This window comes from Methylobacterium nigriterrae (genome assembly GCF_037106235.1).
GTDB lineage: Bacteria > Pseudomonadota > Alphaproteobacteria > Rhizobiales > Beijerinckiaceae > Methylobacterium > Methylobacterium nigriterrae.
The window spans coordinates 156,933-176,581 of record NZ_JBAWTG010000005.1 but is presented as its reverse complement, the minus strand read 5'-3'; the positions used below and the strand labels follow the sequence as shown (position 1 = coordinate 176,581).

Genomic DNA, 19,649 nt, shown 5'->3' with positions numbered 1-19,649 from the left:
GGATCGGATCACGTCGGTGATCGAGAGCGGCGATCTCGGCGCCATCCTGATCAAGATGTCGGACAATGAGGACAACCTCTGCCCGAGCCGGACCCTGCCGAATGGAGACCGCTTGCGGGAGCGCTACGCTACGTCGTTTGCGCGGTTGAAAGAGGCCGCGGCAGGGCTCGGGTACACGGGGTCATGACCAGGCCCCACTGCTTCCCCGCACCGTGGCAGGTGATTGAGCTTGCGGATGCCTCCCGCGTAGAGGAGGCCACCGGCTTTCCTATCGCCGCCTGCACCGACGTCAGCGAGAACGTGGAGCGCCGGAGTGGCGCCGGCCGCATATCGAAGAATGAGGCGCGCCGGATCGCAATCCGCATCGCCGCCATACCGGCCATGCAGATCGCGATGCACGAGCTGGAGGAGCGCAACGCGGCACTGGCGGCTCGGCGGAGGCACTGATCAGCAGGGCGCAGCATCCCGCGCGCCGAAGGCAACGACGATTGGCGGGAATCGTCCTGTGACGTTTAAATTCGCGGGGCGCACCTGTCTCAACGCTCCGTGATGATGCGCTCCAGCGCGATGTCATGGGGCTGCGGGCAGATCGTGTCCAGGCGGCCGAGCTCGAACCCGACGCCGATGGTGCGCGGGCGCGTCGCCATTGCGGCAATCGTCCGGTCGTAGAAGCCTCCCCCGTAGCCGAGGCGGTAGCCCTGCTTGTCGAAACCGACGAGCGGCACAACGAGGAGGTCAGGCAGTACGGTCTCGCCGGATTCGGGCATCGGCACGTTCCAGACGCCCTGAGTCATCAGGCTGCCCGGAGACCATTCGCGAAATTCAAGCGGCTGGCCCCGCCCAACGATCACTGGCAGCGCGAGGCGTGTGCCCCGCTCGCGCAGAGCCGCCATCACGCCGCGTGGATCGAACTCGCCGCGGAACGGCCAGTAGACGCCGATCAACCTGTCCGACAAGGGCTCGAGCGCCGCAGCGAGCGCCGCGCTGATCCGCTCGCTTCGAGTGACACGCTCCTCGGTCGGAATGGCGAGCCGCCGCGAGAGTAGGGCTGCGCGGGTCCGCTTGCGCCAATCGCCGATCGTCGGCCAGTCCGCGCCAGCGGGCGGGCGCTCCGGAGCGAAGCCGGCCGTCTGACTCTCGGAACCCTCACCCATGAACTCGCTCCCTGCCTGCACGCCGATCTCGCCGCTTCCGTCTACTGGCCACCGAAGGCCCGGAGTGGCCGTCCGGCCTCCGAGCGGTGCACCATGACGGCCGTGCCCGCCGCGTCGTCAATGGCGGCCAAACGCGGCCCAACAGCCGCATGGAGGGACATCTCGCTGCGGTCGAGTACAAGGTTCACGCGCTCGCACCACTCGGCATCGGGCGCGCCGGCGGTCTCGGCTTCGTGCAACGCCTCAGCGACGATGGCGCGCATCTCGTCGATGAGCTGCTTTGTCAGCGGGGGGCGCGCCTTAGCGGCGTAGGCCTCCGTGATGATCCCGGCCCACTCGTCAGCCGTTCGACCTGGGTGTGTGCGCATGGGTCGTCGCCTCGCCTCCGGAGGACCCTGCGTGTTCTAGTGCCGGCGCGACACTGCACGCGACGCGGAGTGTCCCGATCATAGACCCCGTTCGGCGACGACGGAAAGATCCTCACGGTCAGGCGCTGAGTTTGATCAGCCCACGCGACTGTTAGGTCCGGCGCGGCTGCCCTGCCACGACTAAGCTGGAGTTGAAACAGCCCTGCAACGACGCCGCGATGGTTGGCCGGGGCGTGGAAGACAGAGAGCTGATAGAGGCGTCGCTCGCGGCAAGGATGAGCCGCGGGCGTTCCTGACGCGAGTCGGGCACGAGTGTAGCCTGGTGACAACAGGGTTGCTGTGCCTCGCGGATCGCCAGCCTGAGCCCGATGCGAGCCACATCAGCGCGAGCCGCAACGGCGTCAGGCAGATGCTGTGGAAGGCCTACGCTCGCGATTCACCTGCCACGATCCTGGGTCTCGCGAGTTCACCCAGGGTGAGCCGAGCAGCAGGGGCTGGACGCCTCGACCGGACGCGAGATCGGCTGAGACAGCGTCCGCGACCCTGCGTTCGACGCAGGATGTGGCACGCTGCCGGTGCACATTCCTCAATCACACTCCTCAGCATGACGCAGAAAGGGCTCGGACGCTGTCCGAGCCCTTCCGGAGCGTGTCGTGCGGGTCGTGCGACCCGCGGTCAGGCCACCGCGACGCGAGCGGCCGGGGCCTCCGTGCCAACCTGCGCGCTCGCTACGACGCGCTTACGCCAGGGCTTCAGCACCGCGATCGCAAGCACCGAGGCCAGGATGTTGGCGCCCGCTGCGGCCAGGAACACGCCGTCCCAGTTGCCCGTGCTCTGCTGCAGGTAGTTGGCAACAGGCACCAGGAGTGCCGCCGTGCCCTTGGCCGTGTAGAGCAGCCCCGCGTTCGTCGCGGCGAACTTGGAGCCGAACGTGTCGGTGCAGGTCGACGGGAACAGCGAGTAGATCTCGCCCCAGGCAAAGAACACGAAGCCCGACAGGAGCACGAACCACAGCGGGTCGTGACCCCAGAGGTAGAGCATGTAGATGCCGAAGCCTTCCATCGCGAAGGCGATGAACATCGTGTTCTCGCGTCCGATCTTGTCCGACACCCATCCGAAGAACGGACGGGTTAGCCCGTTGAGCACCCGATCGATCGTCGCCGCGAACGTGATCGCCACCATGGTCACGCCGAGGATCGTCACCGGTACCTTGTCGACCCCGATATCGGCCGCGATGGGCTTCAGGTTGGCAGTGATCATCAGGCCGCCTGCGCCGACGATGACGAACATGAGGTACATCAGCCAGAAGATCGGCTGACGCACCACCTCGCTCGGGGTGTAGTCGCGCCGCGACTGGACGTTGGCGGTGTCGCCTGACACGTCCGGGAGCTCGCCCTTCCGCGGGGCGGCCAGGAAGAAGGCCAACGCCGCCACGACCACGCCCTGGCCGATGCCGAAGTACAGGAAGGCAGCCTGGAAGCCCTTGTCGGCGATCATCCACTGGATCGGCGCGACGGTGAGCGCGGAGCCCGCACCGAAGCCGGCGGCCGTGATGCCAGCGGCGAGCCCGCGCTTGTCGGGGAACCACTTGAGCGCGTTGCCCACGCAGGTGCCGTAGACTGCACCGGCGCCGAGACCCGCGATGACCTGGCCGAGGTAGAACGCATTGAGCGATCCGGCGTAGGCGTTGATAACCCAGCCGACGCCGCAGAGGATGCCGCCAAACAGCACGACGATCTTGGGGCCGTACTTGTCGACGAACCAGCCTTCGATGGGTACGAGCCAGGTCTCAAACAGCACGAAGAGGGTGAAGGCCCACTGGATGGCCGCGCGGTCGAAGCCGAAGGACTTCTGGATCTCAGGTACGAAGAAGGTCCAGCCGTATTGCAGGTTGGCGATCATCACCATGCAGATGACGCCGAGGACGAGCTGCATCCAGCGATAGCCGTCGCTGACGCGCCGCGGTGGCAAAGTGTCTATTGTACTCAATGTATCCTCCGGCATTTCTCTCAGAAATTTTATTTATTTTACAATGAAGCTGTCTTGTTGCTTCGAAAGCATGGCAACATGCTTTGAACGTCCCGACATCTTCACTGAGCAGACGGTATATCGCGCGATGAGTGAGCGTCCGACCGTCGTCGCCGAACCGCATGGGCAATAGCCCGATATCTTCGTGCCACCCGCAACGACCGCGCCGTTGCGCCGGCTTCCGATTTTTCTCCCGTGCGTATACTGTATACCAGGATTGCGTTTTCGGCGCCTGAAGTCAAGGGCGTTGGATCGCGATATTTATGCTGCAATGCAGCATCGGATTAACACGCGGCTGCATTCGTCTGAATCGACGGATAATCTGCAGCAGAGGGTTCGACCTGCTGGCACGATTGGCGCGATGCCGTACCGACGCGCGTCGGAGAAGCAGCCTCGCTTCATTGTCCTTCTACCGGCTCGGCTGCCGCCGGCTGGCCACGGAACTGATTCGAGATGCACCGATGGTGAGAGCTGGTCCCGTGGGTGCTGCGCAACGCGCGCCCAAGGCAGGTTTGCGCATATTGGCCTATGAGGCGCTCAAGGCGGCCATCGCCGAGATGGATATCTACGGCCGCCCCGACGAGGTGAGGCTCGACGAGAGCAAGCTGTCGCGCGATCTCGGCATGAGCCGAACGCCTGTGCGTGAGGCGTTCGTCGTGCTCGAGCACGAGGGTCTCATTCGATCAGAGGCGCGACGCGGTGTATTCGTCGTCAAGAAGACCAAGGTTGAGGCTGTCGGGATCATGCATGCCTGGGCCGCGCTGGCGAGCATGGCGGCTCGACTCGCCTGCGAATGCGCGACCGATGACGAACTCGCGTCATTGCGGGGCAGCTTCCTTGACGTTTGCTCGGAGAGCTCGGCGGAGTGCAACGCCGACCGGACGGATGCCAGCTTGCGGTTCCATCTCGCCATCATCGCGCTCAGCCGATGCGAGACGATCCAACGCCTGTCCAGCACTGTTCTCGTACACGTGAAAGGCATTCATCAGGTTATTCTAAAGCCTACGGCCAGGCGAGCGAGAGCGTTTAAAGACAGTTCACGGATCGTCGAGGCACTGCAGGGGCGGGATGCTGTCGCGGCTGGACAGTTGGTGATCGCGTATGGGCTCGAAATTGCAGCCCATATCCATCTGCACAACGAATTCTTGGATTGAACGGACCCGCTGTTCACGACCCCGTTCATGGCGATGAGCGGCCGTGCTGTGAGGGCTTTGCGTTCTCGCAGTGGAATCGAACACGCGCTCGCAGGATCGGTCGAAGCTGTTGCCGTCGATCAACGCGACAGGGGCTTCTCAGCCTCCATGCAGCGGCGCGGGCCTCATGATCGTATCGCCGGACGCGCTCGCTGCCGAGTTTGTGGGGCGATCGGGGCTATTCGCGGACTGGCGTGGCGGGTCCAGGATCATGAAGCCCACCGTGAGGAAGACGACGAGGAACCCGAAGAAGGCCAGGATGGCTTGGCGCACCTCGTTCGGATAGCTGTCTCCATAGGCACGGATCGCGATGCAGCCGAGCGTGAACACGGCTGCGAGCGAGATGGAAAGGCTCAAGTACGGCATGCGCCAGCTGTCCATTAGGATGGACACGCGTGTACGGGCCGTCGCCCGATCGAGTTTCAGCGACGACGTCCTAGGCTGGTTGAGACGCGAGATCGCCGCTGCCTTCCCGGTCTCCTCACGGGATAGTGGCCGAAGCGATCCGGCGGGGGGACGAGTCGGGAATGAGCCGAAGGCAGAGAAAGGCGGGTAGCCTCAGGGCGTGCGGCGGGTCGAGCGGTTGATGCCCTCGCGGCCCGACCCACCGGCCGCGCGGCTGGGTGCGATCGGGCAGCGCGGCGCCCGATATTCGCGCGGTGCTGTTGCTGGAGTGTTGCGGGCCAATCCCGAACCACGAGTTCGTGGGCAGCGGGCCGGGCGATTCCGCGAGGGGTAAGGCTATCGTTCGGCCCGCAGGTTCGGCCGCGCAGTCGTCGTCTGCAGATGGATATCTTCTTCTTTAGCAGGCCGTTGGCACGCGAAGAACGGGAGGTGTTTCAGCTGCGTCCGCTTCCCTTCTATCGAGAAACGTCTTTAGATCCGGAAACGCTTCCCCGCTGACAATCTCCAGGTCGAGCTCGAATAGCATCGCGAACAACAGCGCGTTCCATCCTTACCTGCGGCGATCTGGCTCGATTGCGCGCAACCAAGCTGGACCGTAGCCTGATCCGGTTGGCATGACGGCTTCGGGCCGGTCGGCCGGCGTCTTCAACCTTGCGGGCGGTCGGCTCTGGGCCGCCGCCCGCGTCTTCTTGCCTTCATTCGGTGTAGCTGCCACGCTCACGAGATGGTGCCGACCGCAGCAAACGGATGGCCGAAGATTGGACGACCTCTCCTCCCCGCTGCCGGGTAGCGAACCGGCCGAGCCACGCTACCGCGTCATCGTCCTGAGCACCTGCAACGAGGTGATCCGGACCGAGCGGCTTTCCGCGAGCAGTGACGACGAGGCGCTCTCCCTGATACGTCCCATGGTCGATGGCCATGCCCTTGAATTGTGGGACGGAGTCCGCTTCATCGAGCGGTTCAACCCGTCCGATTAGGACAGGCGCGTCAACGTGCGATCCGTCAGAGGGGTTGCGCAGCCGCTAGGTCTTGTCCGGCTCCGGTGTCGGGGCGGCAGCGATCTGCCCGCCCTCGATGATTGCCGGCTGGCCGGTCATTCCCTGGGGCAGCACGGGCGCGCCCTCCATTGTCACGGCTCCGGTCGCGAGACAGGTCTCCACCTTGTCGATCAAGACGGACGGGCGATACGGCTTCTCGAGGAAGCGGGCACCGGGCGGCAGATCGACAGGAGCCAATCTCATCCTTCCGGAGGTCAGGAGCAGCGGCAGGTCGGGCCGGCGCTCGTGCACGAGATGAGCGAGCCCGACGCCATCGACCGCGCCGGGCATCTCGCAGTCGGAGAACACCAGGTCGATGTCGTTTCGTGCGCCGAGCAGAACGAGAGCCTCGTCAGCATCTCGTGCCTCAAGGACGCGATAGCCGGCCTCCGTGAGGATGTCGGTCGCGATCATGCGCACGAGGGTTTCGTCCTCGACGACGAGGACCACGGCAGTGGGACTGTCTTGGGAGCGCGGGGCCACAGGATCTCCCCCGAGGCCGGAAGCCACGAGACGCAGAGCGGGAACTGTGCGTTTCTACACAAAGTTGCAATTGTAACCAACCGACTTTGGTCTGGGTTGCACGGCCTCCCGCTTGGATGCGATCGCTTGCCCGAAGCAGCCGTTTCGCTGCGGACCACCGCGCGTCCGGCCTGGGCGCCCAGGTGCGGCACTCTGCAAAGCCGATGCGGGGCTTCGTGCGTCTATCGATCCCGCGCTCTGCATCGAGGACGAAGCTGGGTAGGAGGCTGCAGACGTCACTCCCTGGCGGTGCTTCGCTGGTCAACCCTGCAACTCCCGGTGTGAAAAAACCCGCCGCGGCGAGGAGCCGGGCGGGCTGAGGTCGTCTCGATTTCCCCGAGGCCGACGGGGTGCATGGGTTAGAGGCGTGCGGGCCTCTGCCTAACCCGGCCGCTCAAGATTTCTGGACGTCATCCACGGTCCCAAGATCTTGCTCTGCTGAGTTGTCTCCGGCCTCGTCGTAAGCCTGCAGCCAGGCACTTCGCTCCTCCGAGCCTTCCGGATACGGGCAGCTGTCGCGCAGCTTCCCGTAGTGCCTGGCGTTCCGACCCTTGATGAACGGGCTGTCGCTGGCTGTGGCGCCTTCGCTCATGTCGTGCTCCTTCTGAGCCTAGAAGGCACGTGAACGTATGAACGCGCAGATCGGATCGCGGCTCAGGCCGGCCTGCGCCATTATGAACCCGGCACCGATACGCTGCAGCCCTCGGGGCAGTGAACTCAGGCCGGCCGCCTGGTGAAGCGCGATGTCGAGGTCCGCCATGGCGCGCGGCCCGTAGGTGGCGACGACATGCGTGAACCGTTCGCTTTGAGCGGTCATCAGGATCTCTCAATGTCAGGAGGTGTCCGGCGGATCCGGCCGGCGCGGGGGTAGTGGCCGCATCGCTGAACGAGCGGCGAAATACTTGTAATCGCAATGCCTTGAGGCGGTGCCTGCCGATAGCGCAACGAAGCTTTGCTTGTCGATTCGGCGCTGAAGCGCAGCTTTCCCGATTGACCTTGGCGGCGCTTGGCGTCCGGCCGGCTCGGGTGTCAGAAATCGCCCATGATCGTCGCGAGCGCGAGCGCGGTAGCCGTCAGCGCGAAGCAGGCACCGACGAGGACAGCGAGGTCGCCTGCCGCTTGCTCAGCGTTCGTGCGGGGACGCTCTGCGAGCAGGCCGCCCCAGATGATCAGGAGGAGCGAGAAGGCAGCGAACAAGGCGGCCGGGATCAGCATGGGTGCACCGCCGTGCGACGCCCGGATTATACGCCCTCTGCGGCCCGTTCACTCAAACGTTGCTGCGCCGTCCTGAGCCTTGGCGCACGACGGGCGGGTCGGCCGCGGTCGAGGGGGACTTGTGGCCGGCTCGCCGCCTCAGGCTGCCCAGCGGACGGCCGGCAGCACGGTTGCGACCGCCCCTCACCGCCCGGCTTCGGTGATCTGCACAGGCGGCTTCGCGAGGCGCCCAAGCTCCCCGTAGGCCTTCACATCAATGTCGATCATCGGTTGTACCGACGCAGTCGGCCCGGTTGAGGCGAACAGTCAGGTAGAGTGCTCAACCGTGTTCGCTTCTGTCGATGCGATGGAGTCCAGCAGACCGAGATAGAACGCAGCAGGGCGCTCCGCGCGGGCTTCGAGAGCGCTGACGTCGGTGGCGTGCGTGATTTCGAGGGTCGGTGAGCGCGCGAGGTTTGCCGCGAGCAACGTCTTGATCTCGGGATGCTCGGCGAGAATGCGCGCGAAGGCAGCGCGGGTGAGTTCGAAGACGAGGCTTTGCGTGACGGCGCTGATCGGTGCGGGATGCGGCAGGCCTGAGAGGAATGCGCGTCGCCCAAACGCCTGGGTTGCGACATAGCGCTCCTCGACGAAGCCTGGCCGGTCAGGCCGCGCGCGCAGCCGCTTCATCAAGCCCTCCCCGACTATGAAAAGCGACGGGCGCACCGCGCCCGCTGCGATGAGCGATGCGCCCGCCTGCAACTTCTGCTCGATGAGCGTGTCGGCAATCCGAGCTTGAACGGCCGACGGCAGGCCGCGGAACAATCCGCATTGCTGCACGAGCACGCGCCGGTCGACGGTGCGGTCAGCGACGCGGATCCTGCGTTCCGCAGTGACGACCTCCTGCTTGGGATAGGCGACCCCGATTCCGGCGTCGCGCAGATGCGCCAGGATGCTTTTGATGACCGCATGATCGGAGGAGAGCCCTTGGTCATGGTCGGCGATCACGTAGCGGATGGCGTAGAGCACTCCGTCGCGATCGAGCCGGATGGCGTGAACCCGCGGCGCGTCGACGAGCGAGACTCCGGCAGCCCCGATCACGCCCGCGAGCAGAATGCGTTCGGCGCTCTCCGCGGTGACGTCGTAGTCCAGGCAGATCTCAAGGATGCGCTGCTCGCTCTTGTTCGGTCGGTCGAAGTTCGTGATCGACGCCGTGCCCAGAGCGACATTCGGGATCGTGACTAGGCGCCGTGCCTTGGTGAGGATCGTGGTGCTGCGCCAAGTCGATTGCACCACGGTACCGTCGACCTCACCGATCTTGACGCGATCACCGACCATGAAGGCGTTCTCGACGTTCAAGGCGGCGCCGTTGAAAACGGCGAGGATGACGTCCTTGAGCGCGAGACCGAGGATCGCGAGGCTCAGGCCGCCCGCCGCAACAACGGCGCCGATATCCCAACCATACACGCCGGTCATGATGACGGCGCCGCCGACAACGAGCACCGAGAGGCTCGCGACGTCGCCGATCAGATGCGGCAGCGCCTTACCGGCTCGTTGCTCGAGAAGGCCGTGGATCAGGTCGCGCCGGACGAAGCGCGCGATCAGAAGCGCGGCAATCCCCAATAGAAGTGCCGTCTCGCCGCGCCGGACGGCCTCGAAGTTGATGCCGGTGAGGAAGGTGAAGGGGCGGGCGAACAGGTCCTCGAACATGAGCAATCCCGAGACTGCCAGGAAGGACAGGATCAGGGTCAGCGGCGGTCGCGGAACGAAGCGTGCGCGCATCAGGCAGTCTTCAGATCGAAGAGGAAACCAACCCGGTTCGCCTCACCCTCGAGGAACGAGAGGGAACCATTGAATTGCTGGAGGGTAAGGCGCGCGAGGATGAGCGGGCTGCCGGGCTCTTCTTCCGTTGTCGTACCGAACGCCACCAGTTCGTCGAGGCTTGGCGGGTTGCCGCGCCAGGTGCCGGATCCCGCGACACGGCCGACGATCGCACCATCCTCGAGCTTGAGCGCGACAACGATGGACGTCGTGACCGTGCGACGCTGCAACGTGACGACGATGGTGCGGAGCGCCGCGCGCAACAGGGGCGCATTGCACCTTGCCGGCGGCAGGCCGGCCGGCACGTTGAGCTGAACTGCAGGCGGCCCTCCCGCCTCGGTGACGACCTCCGATGCGAGCGACGCGAGATCCACGGATTCCACCTCGGCGCGCTTGAGCCGGTCGCGCATCAGCAGCATCGTCGACTGATCCTCTACGGCCGCGTTCAGACGTCGGACTTCGCTTGCGGCGAAGGCGAGGGCCGGTCCCGAGACCTCGCAGGTTCCGCGTGCGGCCGTATCGATTGCTCCCTGGACAGCCGTGAGCGGATCGCGAACGAGCAGGATCAGCTCGGTCAGGAGGCCGACTTTCCAGGCATCCAGATCGCGCAATGACTGACTGATCCGGTCGTAGGCCCGCGCCTTGCTGCGCACCTCCTGAAGGCGTCCGGAAAAGCTGCGCTCCAGCCGCGCCCGCAGAGCCCTGAACTGAAACAGCCCGACAAGGACAACGGCCAGCAGGATCGCCGTCGCCAACCCGGTGTAGAGGGCGATCCTGTTCCGCGCGTCGGCGAGCGCATCGGTCAGATCCTCCGCCACGGTGATGTGGATCACCGGCTGACGGCTCACATCCAAGATCGGGATCGTCTGCACGAAGACCTCGCGCGTCTCGCCGCGCGCCGCCAGGGGTGCGGTCTCGGCCGGGTTGAACGGTGCGGCGGCAAGCAGGTCACGTGCTTCCGGCCGCGAGAAGCGGATGTAGAGGACCTCGCCCTTCGTCAAATCGGTCGTCCCGCGTGCGCGGTCCAGCGTCTCGGCAGTTCGGCGGTCAAGGGCGAAGCCGAAGTCCAGGCCGGTCGCCTGGGCCGCGATCTGCAACGCGTCCCAGGGCGAACTGCCGAGTTCCAGGTTTCCGACGTAGGTCTCCCCTGAGATGACCGGCGCAATCACGCGCAGTTCCGGACCGATGCGGCCGATTTCCAAGCCGGCTACCGGGAGCCTCGACTTCATCACGGCCGCAACCATCGCGCGATCGGCCAGGCTGTCTCCGAACAGGTCGGGACGATGCGCCCGGAAGAAGTTGACGTCGGCGGTGACTTGGAAACCCAAAATTGTGACGCCGAAGCGTGGCTTGAGCACTTGCTCGAACAACGGCACCGAGCGCCGCGCGAGCTCGGCTCGATCGCGCTGGGTGAGTGCGGCGACGATGAGCGTGTCCCGTGCTATGATCTCGGCACCGAGGCGCAGCGACTGAAGCCGCGCCTCGGAGGCCTCGCGGTAGACCGTGTCGAAGCGCGAGGCTCGCGTTTCTGCGTCGTGGATCAGGACATGGCGTGAGCTGGCGTACTGACTGACACCAGCAAGAATTCCTCCTCCAACGATGACCGCCGTGACAACGAGGGCGAGGATGATCTGGCGCATATCGAGAGCCGCGCCGTCACCACGTCCTTCGAAACCACTATCCAGTACGGTCGAGATCGGCGCTGTCATCTCTGCCCTGATCATGTGATGTCGAAGTGCTGCTGCGCTGTAGGGAACCGCATGGAGTAGGCAGCCGCAGCCTCGATAGGCTTTGCGGTGTTGCGTGCCTTCGAATGCGGCGGTGGGTCGGCAACGAATCAGAGCGGCGCTGTCGACACCGGCCCGAACGTCCATAGCTTCCTGGCATCACAACTAGGCTGCGGGCTGTAACACAAGAGCAACACGGCTGATGTCGCTCTCCGGAATACCCAGATTCTTGAGCTAGAACGCTCTCTCTTGATCACCGACTCGAGTGAAGGACGCCGATTTTTCCTTCAGCAAGATTTTCTAGACGCAGTACGCATCTCTCGGGCGCGCGCACCTCACTAAACAAGCCGCACAAGTGCTATAATTGTTTGCACGATATGAAGCGCTCTCGCGAACGGACCCAAAATGAGCGACCCTATCCTCACCGAGCGGGTGAAGCTCGGCGCCAATGCTCTGAACACCCTCGCCACGGCTTCGATCACCGTCGGTGTCCTCGCGCCATTCGCTGCCTTCATCTACGGCGTGAGCGCGCCGACCGCGCCGGTTTGGGAACTCGCCCTCAGCGGCCTCATTCGAGTTTCGTTCGCAGCGGGCCGACATGATGCGGCGCAGCCGCTTCCCGGGAGGTTGCGGCCATGATCTCCGGCCAAACCTACATCCTGTTCGTCGCGCCTGTTGTGATGGGGCTCGGCGGGCCTGCCATCGACCGCATTGCCGACCGGTTCACCCGGCGCGGTCATCACACGCCGGCCGAGCGACGAGCTCTCAGCTTTTGCTCCTGCTCGCCGTGCCGGCCGGCGGCCTCGGCCTCGCAGTCGGCACCCTTCGGCTCGCGCGGCGGGCCCACTGAAGCGGCCGGCTGGCGACCGCGCTGCGGCTGATCAGATCCCCAGCGCCCGGCGGGTCGGACCGAACCAGTCGTTGCCGCCCGAGCGTGCGACGTTCTCATCATCCCGAGAGAGCGGCCATGGGTCAGAGATGGATTGTGGGTGGAAGCCGGCGCGTCAGGAGCCGGGTGTCAGAACCGGATCTCCGGCGTCGTGACGCGGATGGCGTCGACCGTGTCGGCCGCAACCTGCAGCTCCAAGATCGGCCGGCCGCCGTCGCCGGCCGAGCCCCGCACTGGTAATCCGCGGCTCTTCACGAGCCCGTAGATGGCCGGGATGACGACCAGCGTGAGGATGGTCGAGGACACCATGCCGCCGATCATCGGCAGGGCGATCCGCTGCATCACCTCGGAGCCTGAGCCGGTGCTCCACAGGATCGGGAGGAGGCCGGCCATGATGGCGACCACGGTCATCATCTTCGGGCGCACCCGCTCGACGGCGCCGACCATGATCGCCTCGCGCAGGTCCTCGCGTGTGAGGGATCGGCCGTCCCGCGCCCGTCGGGACCGAATCTCGTCGAGCGCATGGTCGAGGTAGACCAGCATCACCACGCCGGTCTCGGCCGCGACACCGGCGAGCGCGATGAAGCCGACCGCCACCGCAACCGACAGGTTGAATCCCATCCACCACATCAGCCAGACGCCGCCGACGAGCGCGAAGGGCAGCGACAGCATCACGATCAGCGTCTCGGTGAGACGGCGGAAGTTGAGGTAGAGGAGCAGGAACACGATCAGCAGCGTCAGCGGGATCACGATCCTGAGCCGCGCCTCGGCCCGCTCCAGATACTCGAACTGCCCACTCCACTGCAGTGTCGTGCCCTGCGGGAGCCTGACCGCGTTGGCCACGGCCGCCTGCGCCTCGGCCACGTAGCCTCCCAGGTCCCGTCCGGCGATGTCGACGAAGAGGTAGACGGCGAGCTGGCCGTTCTCGGTCCTGATCGAGGTCGGGCCGCGCGTGAGCTGCACCTTGGCGATCTCCCCCAGCGGCACTGTCCCGCCGCCCGGGAGCGGCACCTGCACCTCGTCCGCGATCGCCTGCGGGTTCGCGCGGAAGGAGCGCGGGTAGCGCACGTTGACGGTGTAGCGCTCGCGGCCCTCGACCGTGTTGGTGACGCTCTCGCCGCCGAGCGCCATCGCGATGACGTCCTGCACGCCGCCGACCGTGAGGCCGTAGCGCCCGAGCGCCTCCCGGTCCGGCGTGATGTCGAGGAAGTAGCCGCCGATCACCCGCTCCGCGTAGGCGCTCGACGTGCCGGGGACGGCGCGGACCACAGCTTCAACCTGGCGAGCGGCCTTCTCCATCTCGCCGAGATCGGTGCCGAGCACCTTGATGCCGACCGGCGTGCGGATTCCGGTCGCGAGCATGTCGATCCGGGCCCGGATCGGCTGCGTCCAGGCGTTCGAGACGCCGGGAAACTGCAGGGCCTGATCCATCTCGGCCTTCAGGCTCGCCAGCGTCACGCCCGCTCGCCACTCCGCCTTCGGCTTCAGGCTGATGATGGTCTCGAACATCTCCATCGGGGCCGGATCGGTCGCGGTGCTGGCGCGGCCGGCCTTGCCGTAGACCGAGGCGACCTCCGGGAAGGACTTGATGATGCGGTCCTGGGTCGCGAGGAGCTCCGCCGCCTTCGTGACCGAGATGCCCGGCAGGGTGGTGGGCATGTACATCAGCGTGCCCTCGTCGAGTTCCGGCATGAACTCGGACCCAAGCTGGCGGGCCGGCCAGGCCGTGGCAACGAGGACGAGCAGGGCCACCAAGACGGTCAGGACCCGAGCCCGGAGCACGGCGGCGATGATGGGCCGGTAGAGCCAGATCAGGAGCCGGTTCACCGGGTTTCGGTGCTCCGGCACGATCCGGCCGCGCACGAAGATCACCATCAGCGCCGGCACCAACGTCACCGACAGGAGCGCGGCGGCCGCCATCGCGAAGGTCTTGGTGAAGGCCAACGGCCCGAACAGCCGGCCCTCCTGGCTCTCCAGGGTGAAGATCGGCAGGAAGCTCACCGTGATGATGAGGAGTGAGAAGAACAGCGCGGGGCCGACCTCGGCCGCCGCCTCCACCAGGATCTCGACTCTCGGCTTGCCCCTCGGCGCCCTCTCCAGGTGCTTGTGGGCGTTCTCGATCACCACGATCGCCGCGTCGACCATGGCGCCGACCGCGATGGCGATGCCGCCGAGTGACATGATGTTGGCGCCGATGCCGAGCGCCTTCATGCCGGCGAAGGCCATGAGGATGCCGACCGGCAGCATCAGGATGGCCACGAGCGCGCTGCGGACGTGGAGCAGGAAGACGACGCAGACGAGGGAGACGACGACGCTCTCTTCGACCAGCGTGCTCCGCAGGGTCTCGATGGCAGCGTCGATGAGCTGCGAGCGGTCGTAGACCGGCAGGATCTCGGTGCCGGCGGGCAGGCTCTTCGCGACCTCGGCGAGGCGGGTCTTGGCGCTCTCGATCACATTCAGCGCGTTGGCGCCGAAGCGCTGGAGGATGATGCCGCCGGCGACCTCGCCGTCGCCGTCCATCTCGGTGATGCCGCGGCGCTCGTCCGGCCCGAGTTCGACCCGAGCCACGTCGCGGATTCGCAACGGTGTGCCGCCCTCGGTCTTCAGGACGATGTTCTCGATGTCGGCGACGCTCTTCACGTAGCCGCGGCCGCGGACCATGAACTCGAATTCGGAGAGCTCGACCGTGCGGCCGCCGACATCGGCATTGCTCGCGCGGATCGCGTCCCGGAGCTTGCTGAGCGAGATGTCCTGGGCGCGCAGCCGGTTCGGATCGACGACGACGTTGTACTGCTTGACGAAGCCGCCGACGCCCGCGACCTCCGCCACGCCCTCTGCCCGTGAAGCTCCGAAGCGGACCACCCAGTCCTGCAGGGAGCGCAACTCGGCGAGCGTCCGCTCCTTCGCCACCACCACGTACTGGTAGACCCAGCCGACCCCGGTCGCGTCGGGCCCGAGCGTCGGCGTCACGCCCGCTGGCAGTCGGCGCCCTGCGGCATTCAAGTATTCGAGCACCCGGCTTCGGGCCCAGTACGGGTCGGTGCCGTCCTCGAAGATGACGTAGACGAACGAGACCCCGAAGAAGGAGAAGCCCCGCACCACCTTGGACTTCGGCACCGTCAGCATGGCCGTCGTCAGCGGGTAGGTGACCTGGTCCTCGACCACCTGCGGCGCCTGGCCCGGGTACTCGGTGTAGACGATGGTCTGCACGTCGGAGAGGTCCGGGATGGCGTCGAGGGGCAGCGTGCGCAGGGCATAGAGGCCGGCCGCGACCGCGAACACCGTGCCGATCAGGACCAGCACGAGGTTGCGGGCCGACCAGACGATCAGGCGGGCGATCATCGCGGCTTCTCCTCGGCCAGCGCCGACGTCTCGGCCGTAGATGCTGCCGTAGCCATGCCCTGGAGGGCCGCCTTCAGGTTGCTCTCGGCGTCGATGAGGAAGTTGGCCGAGGTCACCACGCGGTCGCCCGCCGCGATGCCCTCGCGGATCTCCACGTACCCGTCGCCCCGGCGGCCGACCTTGACCTCGCGCGGCTCGAACCGGCCCTCGCCGCGGTCGAGCAGGACGGCCTGTCTGGCTCCCGTGTCGAGGACGGCATCGTCCGGCACCGTCACCACGGGCTCGTCGTTGCCCGTCGCGATCTCGACCTCGGCGTACATCGCCGGGCGGAGCTCCCCGTTCGGGTTCGGCAGCTCGATCCGCAGGCGGGCGGTCCGCGTGCCCATCGCGAGATGCGGGTAGATCCGCGCCACCGTTCCGGTGAAGACCCGACCCGGGAAGCTCCTGGGCCTCACCGTCGCCCGCTGTCCCTCGGCCACTATGGCGAGATCGCGCTCAGGCACGTCGACCAGGACCCAGACCCGGCTGTGGTCGACGATGCGGAAAAGGACGTCGCCGGACTTCGCGCGCATCCCGTCCGAGATGTTCCGCTCGACGACGACGCCATCGCGCGGAGACGACCAGGTAAGGGTCGCGGGCACTTTGCGGGTGCGCTCGATCTCGTCGATCAATTCGGCCGGCATGCCCAGGTTCTCGAGGCGCCGCCGGGCACCTTCGTAGCCGATGCCCGTCAGGTACTGGGCCGCGGCCGCGTTGATCTCCGGCGAGAACAGGCGCAGCAGCGGCTGGCCCTTGCGGACGTGGTCGCCCGTGGTGACGTTCTCGACCTTCTCGATGAAGGCATCCGTCCGCATCGAGATCACGGAGATCCGGCGCTCGTCCTCCTCGATCGAGCCCGGCGCCCGCACCGGCGCCGACAGGACGCGGCGCTCGGCCGCGTCCGAGCGCACCCCGGTCCGCTGAATCTTGCCCGGCGAGATCCTCACGACGCCGGTGTCGGTGTCCTCGCCCTCGTAGACGGGGAGATAGTCCATCCCCATCGGGTCCTTCTTCGGGACCGGCGAGGTGTCCGGCAGGCCCATGGGGTTGCGATAGTAGAGCACCCGTCGCGGGCCCGCGGGCGCGCTTGCCGAGGCGAGCGGCGGCATGTCGGCCGGCATCTCCGTCTCGGACTCATCGGCGTCGAAGTGAACGTCCTCGCTGGCATGGACGGCGTGGAAATCCCGCCCGTCCGCGGTCTTCATCGGCTCGGGCGCGTAGATCGGCTTGCCGTCCGGGTCCTGGTAGTAGACGACCGGCCCAGTCGGCTTGGCGGTTGCCGGTGCCGCAGGAGCAGACCTGCGGGCCGGCATCCAGTGCGCGAACTCCACCCGCGCCCGCTCGACGAGCGCCGGCACGGGGCCGCCCTCGCGCCCCGCCCAATAGCCGGTGCCCCCCGCCGCGAGCGCGACGAGGGTCCCGGCCAGCCATGCCGACCGGCTCATTTGACGGCCTGCAGAACCAGCTTGTTCTCGACAGTGCCAGTCTCGCCCTGGACCTTGGCCCCGAGCGACAGGCGCCAGCCGCCGGCCATCGTGAGCTTCGTCTTGAAGCGGTACACCCCCGGCTCCGGCGACGGCAGCTGCTCGATCTTGGAGGTCATCTCCTCCATGCTGTCGGGGGCCATGTCCATGCGCTTGGCCATGATCACGGCGTCCGGCACCGGCTTGCCGCTGCGCCTATCGACGAGGCGGACGTCGAGGACGGCGTCGCCTTGCTTCACCTCGTTCTTCACGAGCTGGAACTCGTAGTCCTTGATGTCGGCTTGGGCCGGCCCGGTGAGGGCAAGGCCAAGCAGCGCCGCCGGCAGGGCATGCGCGAAAGCGTTCTTCGTCACGGGTGGGATCTCCTGAACACGATGAGGACCGCGTGAGGGCACGCGGCGTCGGCCGGCGCTCACGCCGGCGGCATCGGGCTCAGGATCGAGGTGGTTCGGGCGGAGGGGCCTGGGCGAGGCTGTCGAAGGGCACATCGCCAATCCAGAGCACGCCCTCGACGATCGCGACCCGCACGGGAAGGCCGATCCCGCTCGGCAGCCCGGAGACGACCTTCGCGAGGCAGAGCGCCATCAGGGGGCAGCCCTTCGAGCAGTCCGGCATCGTCGGCGTCTCGTGCGGGCAGCAGGGCATGTCATCCATGGCCATCCCGGCCATGTCCGACGTCGCCATCGGGTGACTCGGCGCTGCCACGGAGGCGTGCATGCCCACGGTGGCCGCTGGGGCAGCCACTGGCGCAAGGGCAAGGCCGACGACCGCGAGGAGCGGGAGCAGCCGCCGAAGGGCGAGCCAGAAGGTCACGAGTGCAAGATCTCACATCGGGCCGGTTGCAGGAAGACCTGGGCTGAAGGCAGACCTGGGCCAGGGCTGCGACGAGAGAGGCGGATCGTTCAGCGATGCACGTGTTCACCCTCGATCCGTCGATGGCTTGTTTCGGCCGCTGGCGGTCCGGACGCCGTCCCGTTCGGCGTGGACGCCGCTCGGCCGGGACGCTGGGCCAAGAAATCGGGACGCCCAGCCATGTTCAATCCTGCGGCGATGCCGTTCTCCTGGCATCCGTCGGCCTCCGTACAAATCCTCCGAGGGACAGATGACGCGCGAAGCACAATGTCCGGCCTGGCTGGAGCGGAGAGGCTACTCCGTCCGAACAAAGGCCCGCATCGCAGCGGCGTTGAAGAGACCCTCATCGGACGAGCGGGAGGCTGCGGCCGAGCAGGAGCGCCTGGCCGAGGCGGCTTCCCGCGAGCCCGCCGCCAATGTCGTGGCCTTCTCCGACCGCCTGCCGGCGCAGGGGGCGAGACACGCACCCGGAGCCGCCACCGGCGCCGCGCAGCCGGGGAGCACGCTGCGCCTGATCGGCTAGGGCGTTGTCCGCGATCTTCGGATCACGGACAACGCTCAACTCATCAGGGCATCGCATTCTTTCCGCCGAACCGGCGTCCGCTTCGGCGGAAAATGCTCGGGCCCGGGCAACGCGGCCCGGATCACGGCCGGCGCCCCTCGCGCAGGTCGCGCGGGGCCAGGCCGAAGCGCCGGCGGAAGGCGCGGCTGAAGCCGGCAGGATCGAGGTAGCCGCAGGCGCGCATGACGGCGGCGATCGACTCTCCGTCGCAGGCGGGCGAGGACAGGTGCCGGTAAGCGCGGTCGAGGCGGGCGTCGCGGATCACGGCGGCGATGCCGTTCTCGTCGGCGAAGGCGGCGTAGAGCCGGGTCCGCGAGACCCGCAAGGCGGCGCAGATGCCGGCCGGACTGAGCGTGGCGTCGTGCAGACGCCGCTCGATATAGGCCTGGGTCAGGGAGCACAGGGCCATCGTCGACAATTCGGCTTCGAGGCGCTCGCTCCGGCTGCGCACGAGCCCCCGCAGCAGGTGAAGGGCTCCCTCGAACGCGTGAGCGGCCTCCGCCGCCGACATGTGCTCGATCGAGCCGGCGAAGCTGCGCAGATAGGTGGCGAACAGGCCGTGGAGCGGGCCTCCGCCGCGAATGCGTCTCCCGGCGATCTCCTCGACATTCCCGACATGGGCCAGGAAGGCCGGGCGCGGAATGTGAAGGCGCAGTTCCTCGTAGGGCTCGCGTGCGCCCGAGACGAAGGGGCGGTCGAGCGTGACGAAGCCGAGATCGCCCGCCGCGATGAGTGCGCCTCGGCTGCCCTGCTCCTGATGACCGGAGCCGCTGAGCAGCAGGCTGAAGCAGACCTCGTCGGCATTGTCGCGCCGGATCTGTTGCGGCTGCCGCTCGATGATCAGCGGGCTGCTGCGGGTGTGGATCAGGGTCCCCTGCGCGAATACGGCGAGCAGGCGGGATGCCGCGAAGGCACGGTCGGGCACGACGGACGTCGCATCGACGCGCGCGAGGGCCGTGCTGCGCCAATAGTCGAAGGCGCGCTTCGGCTCGACCTGCTCCGTGGATTGTAGGCTCGTGAGGATCACAGCTG

General features: G+C 66.8%; 21 protein-coding genes and 1 pseudogene. 7 read left to right on the top strand and 15 right to left on the bottom strand.

Annotation, left to right across the window (positions count from 1 at the left end; all coding sequences use genetic code 11):
* Together WDW90_RS05820 and WDW90_RS05815 are read left to right on the top strand one after the other, a co-directional pair.
* Window positions 1-187: pseudogene (locus WDW90_RS05820) on the top strand (HD domain-containing protein); the annotation flags it as partial.
* Window positions 184-447, top strand: coding sequence for a hypothetical protein (locus WDW90_RS05815; protein ID WP_336486368.1), 264 nt, complete (start codon window positions 184-186; stop codon window positions 445-447). The pseudogene WDW90_RS05820 and the gene WDW90_RS05815, both read left to right, overlap by 4 nt.
* A gap of 89 nt (window positions 448-536) precedes the next feature.
* Here WDW90_RS05815 and WDW90_RS05810 read toward each other — a convergent pair whose 3' ends face one another.
* From WDW90_RS05810 to oxlT, 3 genes are all read right to left on the bottom strand, one after another.
* A complete protein-coding gene (locus WDW90_RS05810; protein WP_336486367.1) occupies window positions 537-1,154 on the bottom strand; it encodes a 5-formyltetrahydrofolate cyclo-ligase in 618 nt (205 codons plus the stop codon).
* 41 nt (window positions 1,155-1,195) lie between these two features.
* Window positions 1,196-1,522, bottom strand: a complete 327-nt coding sequence (locus tag WDW90_RS05805; RefSeq protein WP_336486366.1) for a hypothetical protein — start codon at window positions 1,520-1,522, stop codon at window positions 1,196-1,198.
* A gap of 675 nt (window positions 1,523-2,197) precedes the next feature.
* Window positions 2,198-3,457 (bottom strand): oxalate/formate MFS antiporter, encoded by a 1,260-nt coding sequence (oxlT, locus tag WDW90_RS05800; RefSeq protein ID WP_336486376.1) that lies wholly within the window; start codon window positions 3,455-3,457, stop codon window positions 2,198-2,200.
* A gap of 572 nt (window positions 3,458-4,029) precedes the next feature.
* Here oxlT and WDW90_RS05795 point away from each other — a divergent pair.
* Complete coding sequence (locus WDW90_RS05795; protein ID WP_336486365.1) at window positions 4,030-4,704, top strand: GntR family transcriptional regulator; 675 nt, start codon at window positions 4,030-4,032, stop codon at window positions 4,702-4,704.
* 138 nt (window positions 4,705-4,842) lie between these two features.
* Here WDW90_RS05795 and WDW90_RS05790 read toward each other — a convergent pair whose 3' ends face one another.
* Complete coding sequence (locus WDW90_RS05790) at window positions 4,843-5,124, bottom strand: hypothetical protein (protein WP_336486364.1); 282 nt, start codon at window positions 5,122-5,124, stop codon at window positions 4,843-4,845.
* A gap of 782 nt (window positions 5,125-5,906) precedes the next feature.
* Here WDW90_RS05790 and WDW90_RS05785 point away from each other — a divergent pair.
* A complete protein-coding gene (locus WDW90_RS05785) occupies window positions 5,907-6,125 on the top strand; it encodes a hypothetical protein (protein ID WP_336486363.1) in 219 nt (72 codons plus the stop codon).
* A 45-nt stretch (window positions 6,126-6,170) separates the two neighbouring features.
* Here the strand turns inward: WDW90_RS05785 and WDW90_RS05780 are convergent, their stop codons facing one another.
* The 6 genes from WDW90_RS05780 to WDW90_RS05755 all read right to left on the bottom strand — a co-directional run bounded on the left by WDW90_RS05780 (window position 6,171) and on the right by WDW90_RS05755 (window position 11,431).
* Complete coding sequence (locus WDW90_RS05780) at window positions 6,171-6,668, bottom strand: response regulator (protein ID WP_336486362.1); 498 nt, start codon at window positions 6,666-6,668, stop codon at window positions 6,171-6,173.
* Window positions 6,669-7,101: 433 nt separating this feature from the next.
* On the bottom strand, window positions 7,102-7,299 hold the full coding sequence (locus WDW90_RS05775) for a ribosome modulation factor (RefSeq protein WP_336486361.1): 198 nt from the start codon (window positions 7,297-7,299) through the stop codon (window positions 7,102-7,104).
* A gap of 18 nt (window positions 7,300-7,317) precedes the next feature.
* Entirely contained in the window at window positions 7,318-7,524 is a 207-nt protein-coding gene (locus tag WDW90_RS05770) for a hypothetical protein (protein WP_336486360.1), read from the bottom strand.
* Between the two features lie 212 nt (window positions 7,525-7,736).
* Window positions 7,737-7,922, bottom strand: a complete 186-nt coding sequence (locus WDW90_RS05765; RefSeq protein ID WP_336486358.1) for a hypothetical protein — start codon at window positions 7,920-7,922, stop codon at window positions 7,737-7,739.
* 306 nt (window positions 7,923-8,228) lie between these two features.
* Window positions 8,229-9,683 (bottom strand): mechanosensitive ion channel family protein, encoded by a 1,455-nt coding sequence (locus WDW90_RS05760; protein WP_336486357.1) that lies wholly within the window; start codon window positions 9,681-9,683, stop codon window positions 8,229-8,231.
* On the bottom strand, window positions 9,683-11,431 hold the full coding sequence (locus WDW90_RS05755; protein WP_336486356.1) for a cache domain-containing protein: 1,749 nt from the start codon (window positions 11,429-11,431) through the stop codon (window positions 9,683-9,685). The genes WDW90_RS05760 and WDW90_RS05755 overlap by 1 nt, the downstream gene beginning before the upstream one ends.
* 423 nt (window positions 11,432-11,854) lie before the next feature.
* On the opposite strand from WDW90_RS05755, the gene WDW90_RS05750 reads away from it, so the two are divergent.
* Window positions 11,855-12,088, top strand: coding sequence for a hypothetical protein (locus WDW90_RS05750; protein WP_336486355.1), 234 nt, complete (start codon window positions 11,855-11,857; stop codon window positions 12,086-12,088).
* Window positions 12,085-12,330, top strand: coding sequence for a hypothetical protein (locus WDW90_RS05745; RefSeq protein WP_336486354.1), 246 nt, complete (start codon window positions 12,085-12,087; stop codon window positions 12,328-12,330). The genes WDW90_RS05750 and WDW90_RS05745 overlap by 4 nt, the downstream gene beginning before the upstream one ends.
* Window positions 12,331-12,467: 137 nt before the next feature.
* On the opposite strand, the gene WDW90_RS05740 is transcribed toward WDW90_RS05745, so the two are convergent.
* The 4 genes from WDW90_RS05740 to WDW90_RS05725 form a co-directional block, all read right to left on the bottom strand.
* Window positions 12,468-15,680: an efflux RND transporter permease subunit gene (locus WDW90_RS05740; protein WP_336486353.1), complete on the bottom strand. Its 3,213-nt coding sequence runs from the start codon at window positions 15,678-15,680 to the stop codon at window positions 12,468-12,470.
* Window positions 15,677-17,164 (bottom strand): efflux RND transporter periplasmic adaptor subunit, encoded by a 1,488-nt coding sequence (locus WDW90_RS05735; RefSeq protein WP_336486352.1) that lies wholly within the window; start codon window positions 17,162-17,164, stop codon window positions 15,677-15,679. The genes WDW90_RS05740 and WDW90_RS05735 overlap by 4 nt, the downstream gene beginning before the upstream one ends.
* Complete coding sequence (locus WDW90_RS05730; RefSeq protein WP_336486351.1) at window positions 17,161-17,556, bottom strand: FixH family protein; 396 nt, start codon at window positions 17,554-17,556, stop codon at window positions 17,161-17,163. Before WDW90_RS05730 ends, WDW90_RS05735 begins: the two co-directional genes overlap by 4 nt.
* A 79-nt stretch (window positions 17,557-17,635) precedes the next feature.
* Window positions 17,636-17,887, bottom strand: coding sequence for a hypothetical protein (locus WDW90_RS05725; protein WP_431310985.1), 252 nt, complete (start codon window positions 17,885-17,887; stop codon window positions 17,636-17,638).
* 499 nt (window positions 17,888-18,386) lie between these two features.
* Between WDW90_RS05725 and WDW90_RS05720 the strand changes: the two genes are divergently transcribed.
* Complete coding sequence (locus WDW90_RS05720) at window positions 18,387-18,578, top strand: hypothetical protein (protein WP_336486349.1); 192 nt, start codon at window positions 18,387-18,389, stop codon at window positions 18,576-18,578.
* A 121-nt stretch (window positions 18,579-18,699) separates the two neighbouring features.
* Here WDW90_RS05720 and WDW90_RS05715 read toward each other — a convergent pair whose 3' ends face one another.
* Entirely contained in the window at window positions 18,700-19,644 is a 945-nt protein-coding gene (locus WDW90_RS05715) for a helix-turn-helix domain-containing protein (RefSeq protein WP_336486347.1), read from the bottom strand.
* Window positions 19,645-19,649: the final 5 nt, after the last annotated feature.

What these genes read in the sequence shown, in the direction of transcription:
- WDW90_RS05815 (WP_336486368.1), top strand. Translation starts at nt 184, where the DNA reads ATGACCAGGCCCCACTGCTTCCCCGCACCGTGGCAGGTGATTGAGCTT.
- WDW90_RS05810 (WP_336486367.1), bottom strand. Translation starts at nt 1,154, where the DNA reads ATGGGTGAGGGTTCCGAGAGTCAGACGGCCGGCTTCGCTCCGGAGCGC.
- WDW90_RS05805 (WP_336486366.1), bottom strand. Translation starts at nt 1,522, where the DNA reads ATGCGCACACACCCAGGTCGAACGGCTGACGAGTGGGCCGGGATCATC.
- oxlT (WP_336486376.1), bottom strand. Translation starts at nt 3,457, where the DNA reads ATGCAGCTCGTCCTCGGCGTCATCTGCATGGTGATGATCGCCAACCTG.
- WDW90_RS05790 (WP_336486364.1), bottom strand. Translation starts at nt 5,124, where the DNA reads ATGGACAGCTGGCGCATGCCGTACTTGAGCCTTTCCATCTCGCTCGCA.
- WDW90_RS05775 (WP_336486361.1), bottom strand. Translation starts at nt 7,299, where the DNA reads ATGAGCGAAGGCGCCACAGCCAGCGACAGCCCGTTCATCAAGGGTCGG.
- WDW90_RS05770 (WP_336486360.1), bottom strand. Translation starts at nt 7,524, where the DNA reads ATGACCGCTCAAAGCGAACGGTTCACGCATGTCGTCGCCACCTACGGG.
- WDW90_RS05765 (WP_336486358.1), bottom strand. Translation starts at nt 7,922, where the DNA reads ATGCTGATCCCGGCCGCCTTGTTCGCTGCCTTCTCGCTCCTCCTGATC.
- WDW90_RS05760 (WP_336486357.1), bottom strand. Translation starts at nt 9,683, where the DNA reads ATGCGCGCACGCTTCGTTCCGCGACCGCCGCTGACCCTGATCCTGTCC.
- WDW90_RS05755 (WP_336486356.1), bottom strand. Translation starts at nt 11,431, where the DNA reads ATGACAGCGCCGATCTCGACCGTACTGGATAGTGGTTTCGAAGGACGT.
- WDW90_RS05750 (WP_336486355.1), top strand. Translation starts at nt 11,855, where the DNA reads ATGAGCGACCCTATCCTCACCGAGCGGGTGAAGCTCGGCGCCAATGCT.
- WDW90_RS05745 (WP_336486354.1), top strand. Translation starts at nt 12,085, where the DNA reads ATGATCTCCGGCCAAACCTACATCCTGTTCGTCGCGCCTGTTGTGATG.
- WDW90_RS05740 (WP_336486353.1), bottom strand. Translation starts at nt 15,680, where the DNA reads ATGATCGCCCGCCTGATCGTCTGGTCGGCCCGCAACCTCGTGCTGGTC.
- WDW90_RS05735 (WP_336486352.1), bottom strand. Translation starts at nt 17,164, where the DNA reads ATGAGCCGGTCGGCATGGCTGGCCGGGACCCTCGTCGCGCTCGCGGCG.
- WDW90_RS05725 (WP_431310985.1), bottom strand. Translation starts at nt 17,887, where the DNA reads ATGGCGACGTCGGACATGGCCGGGATGGCCATGGATGACATGCCCTGC.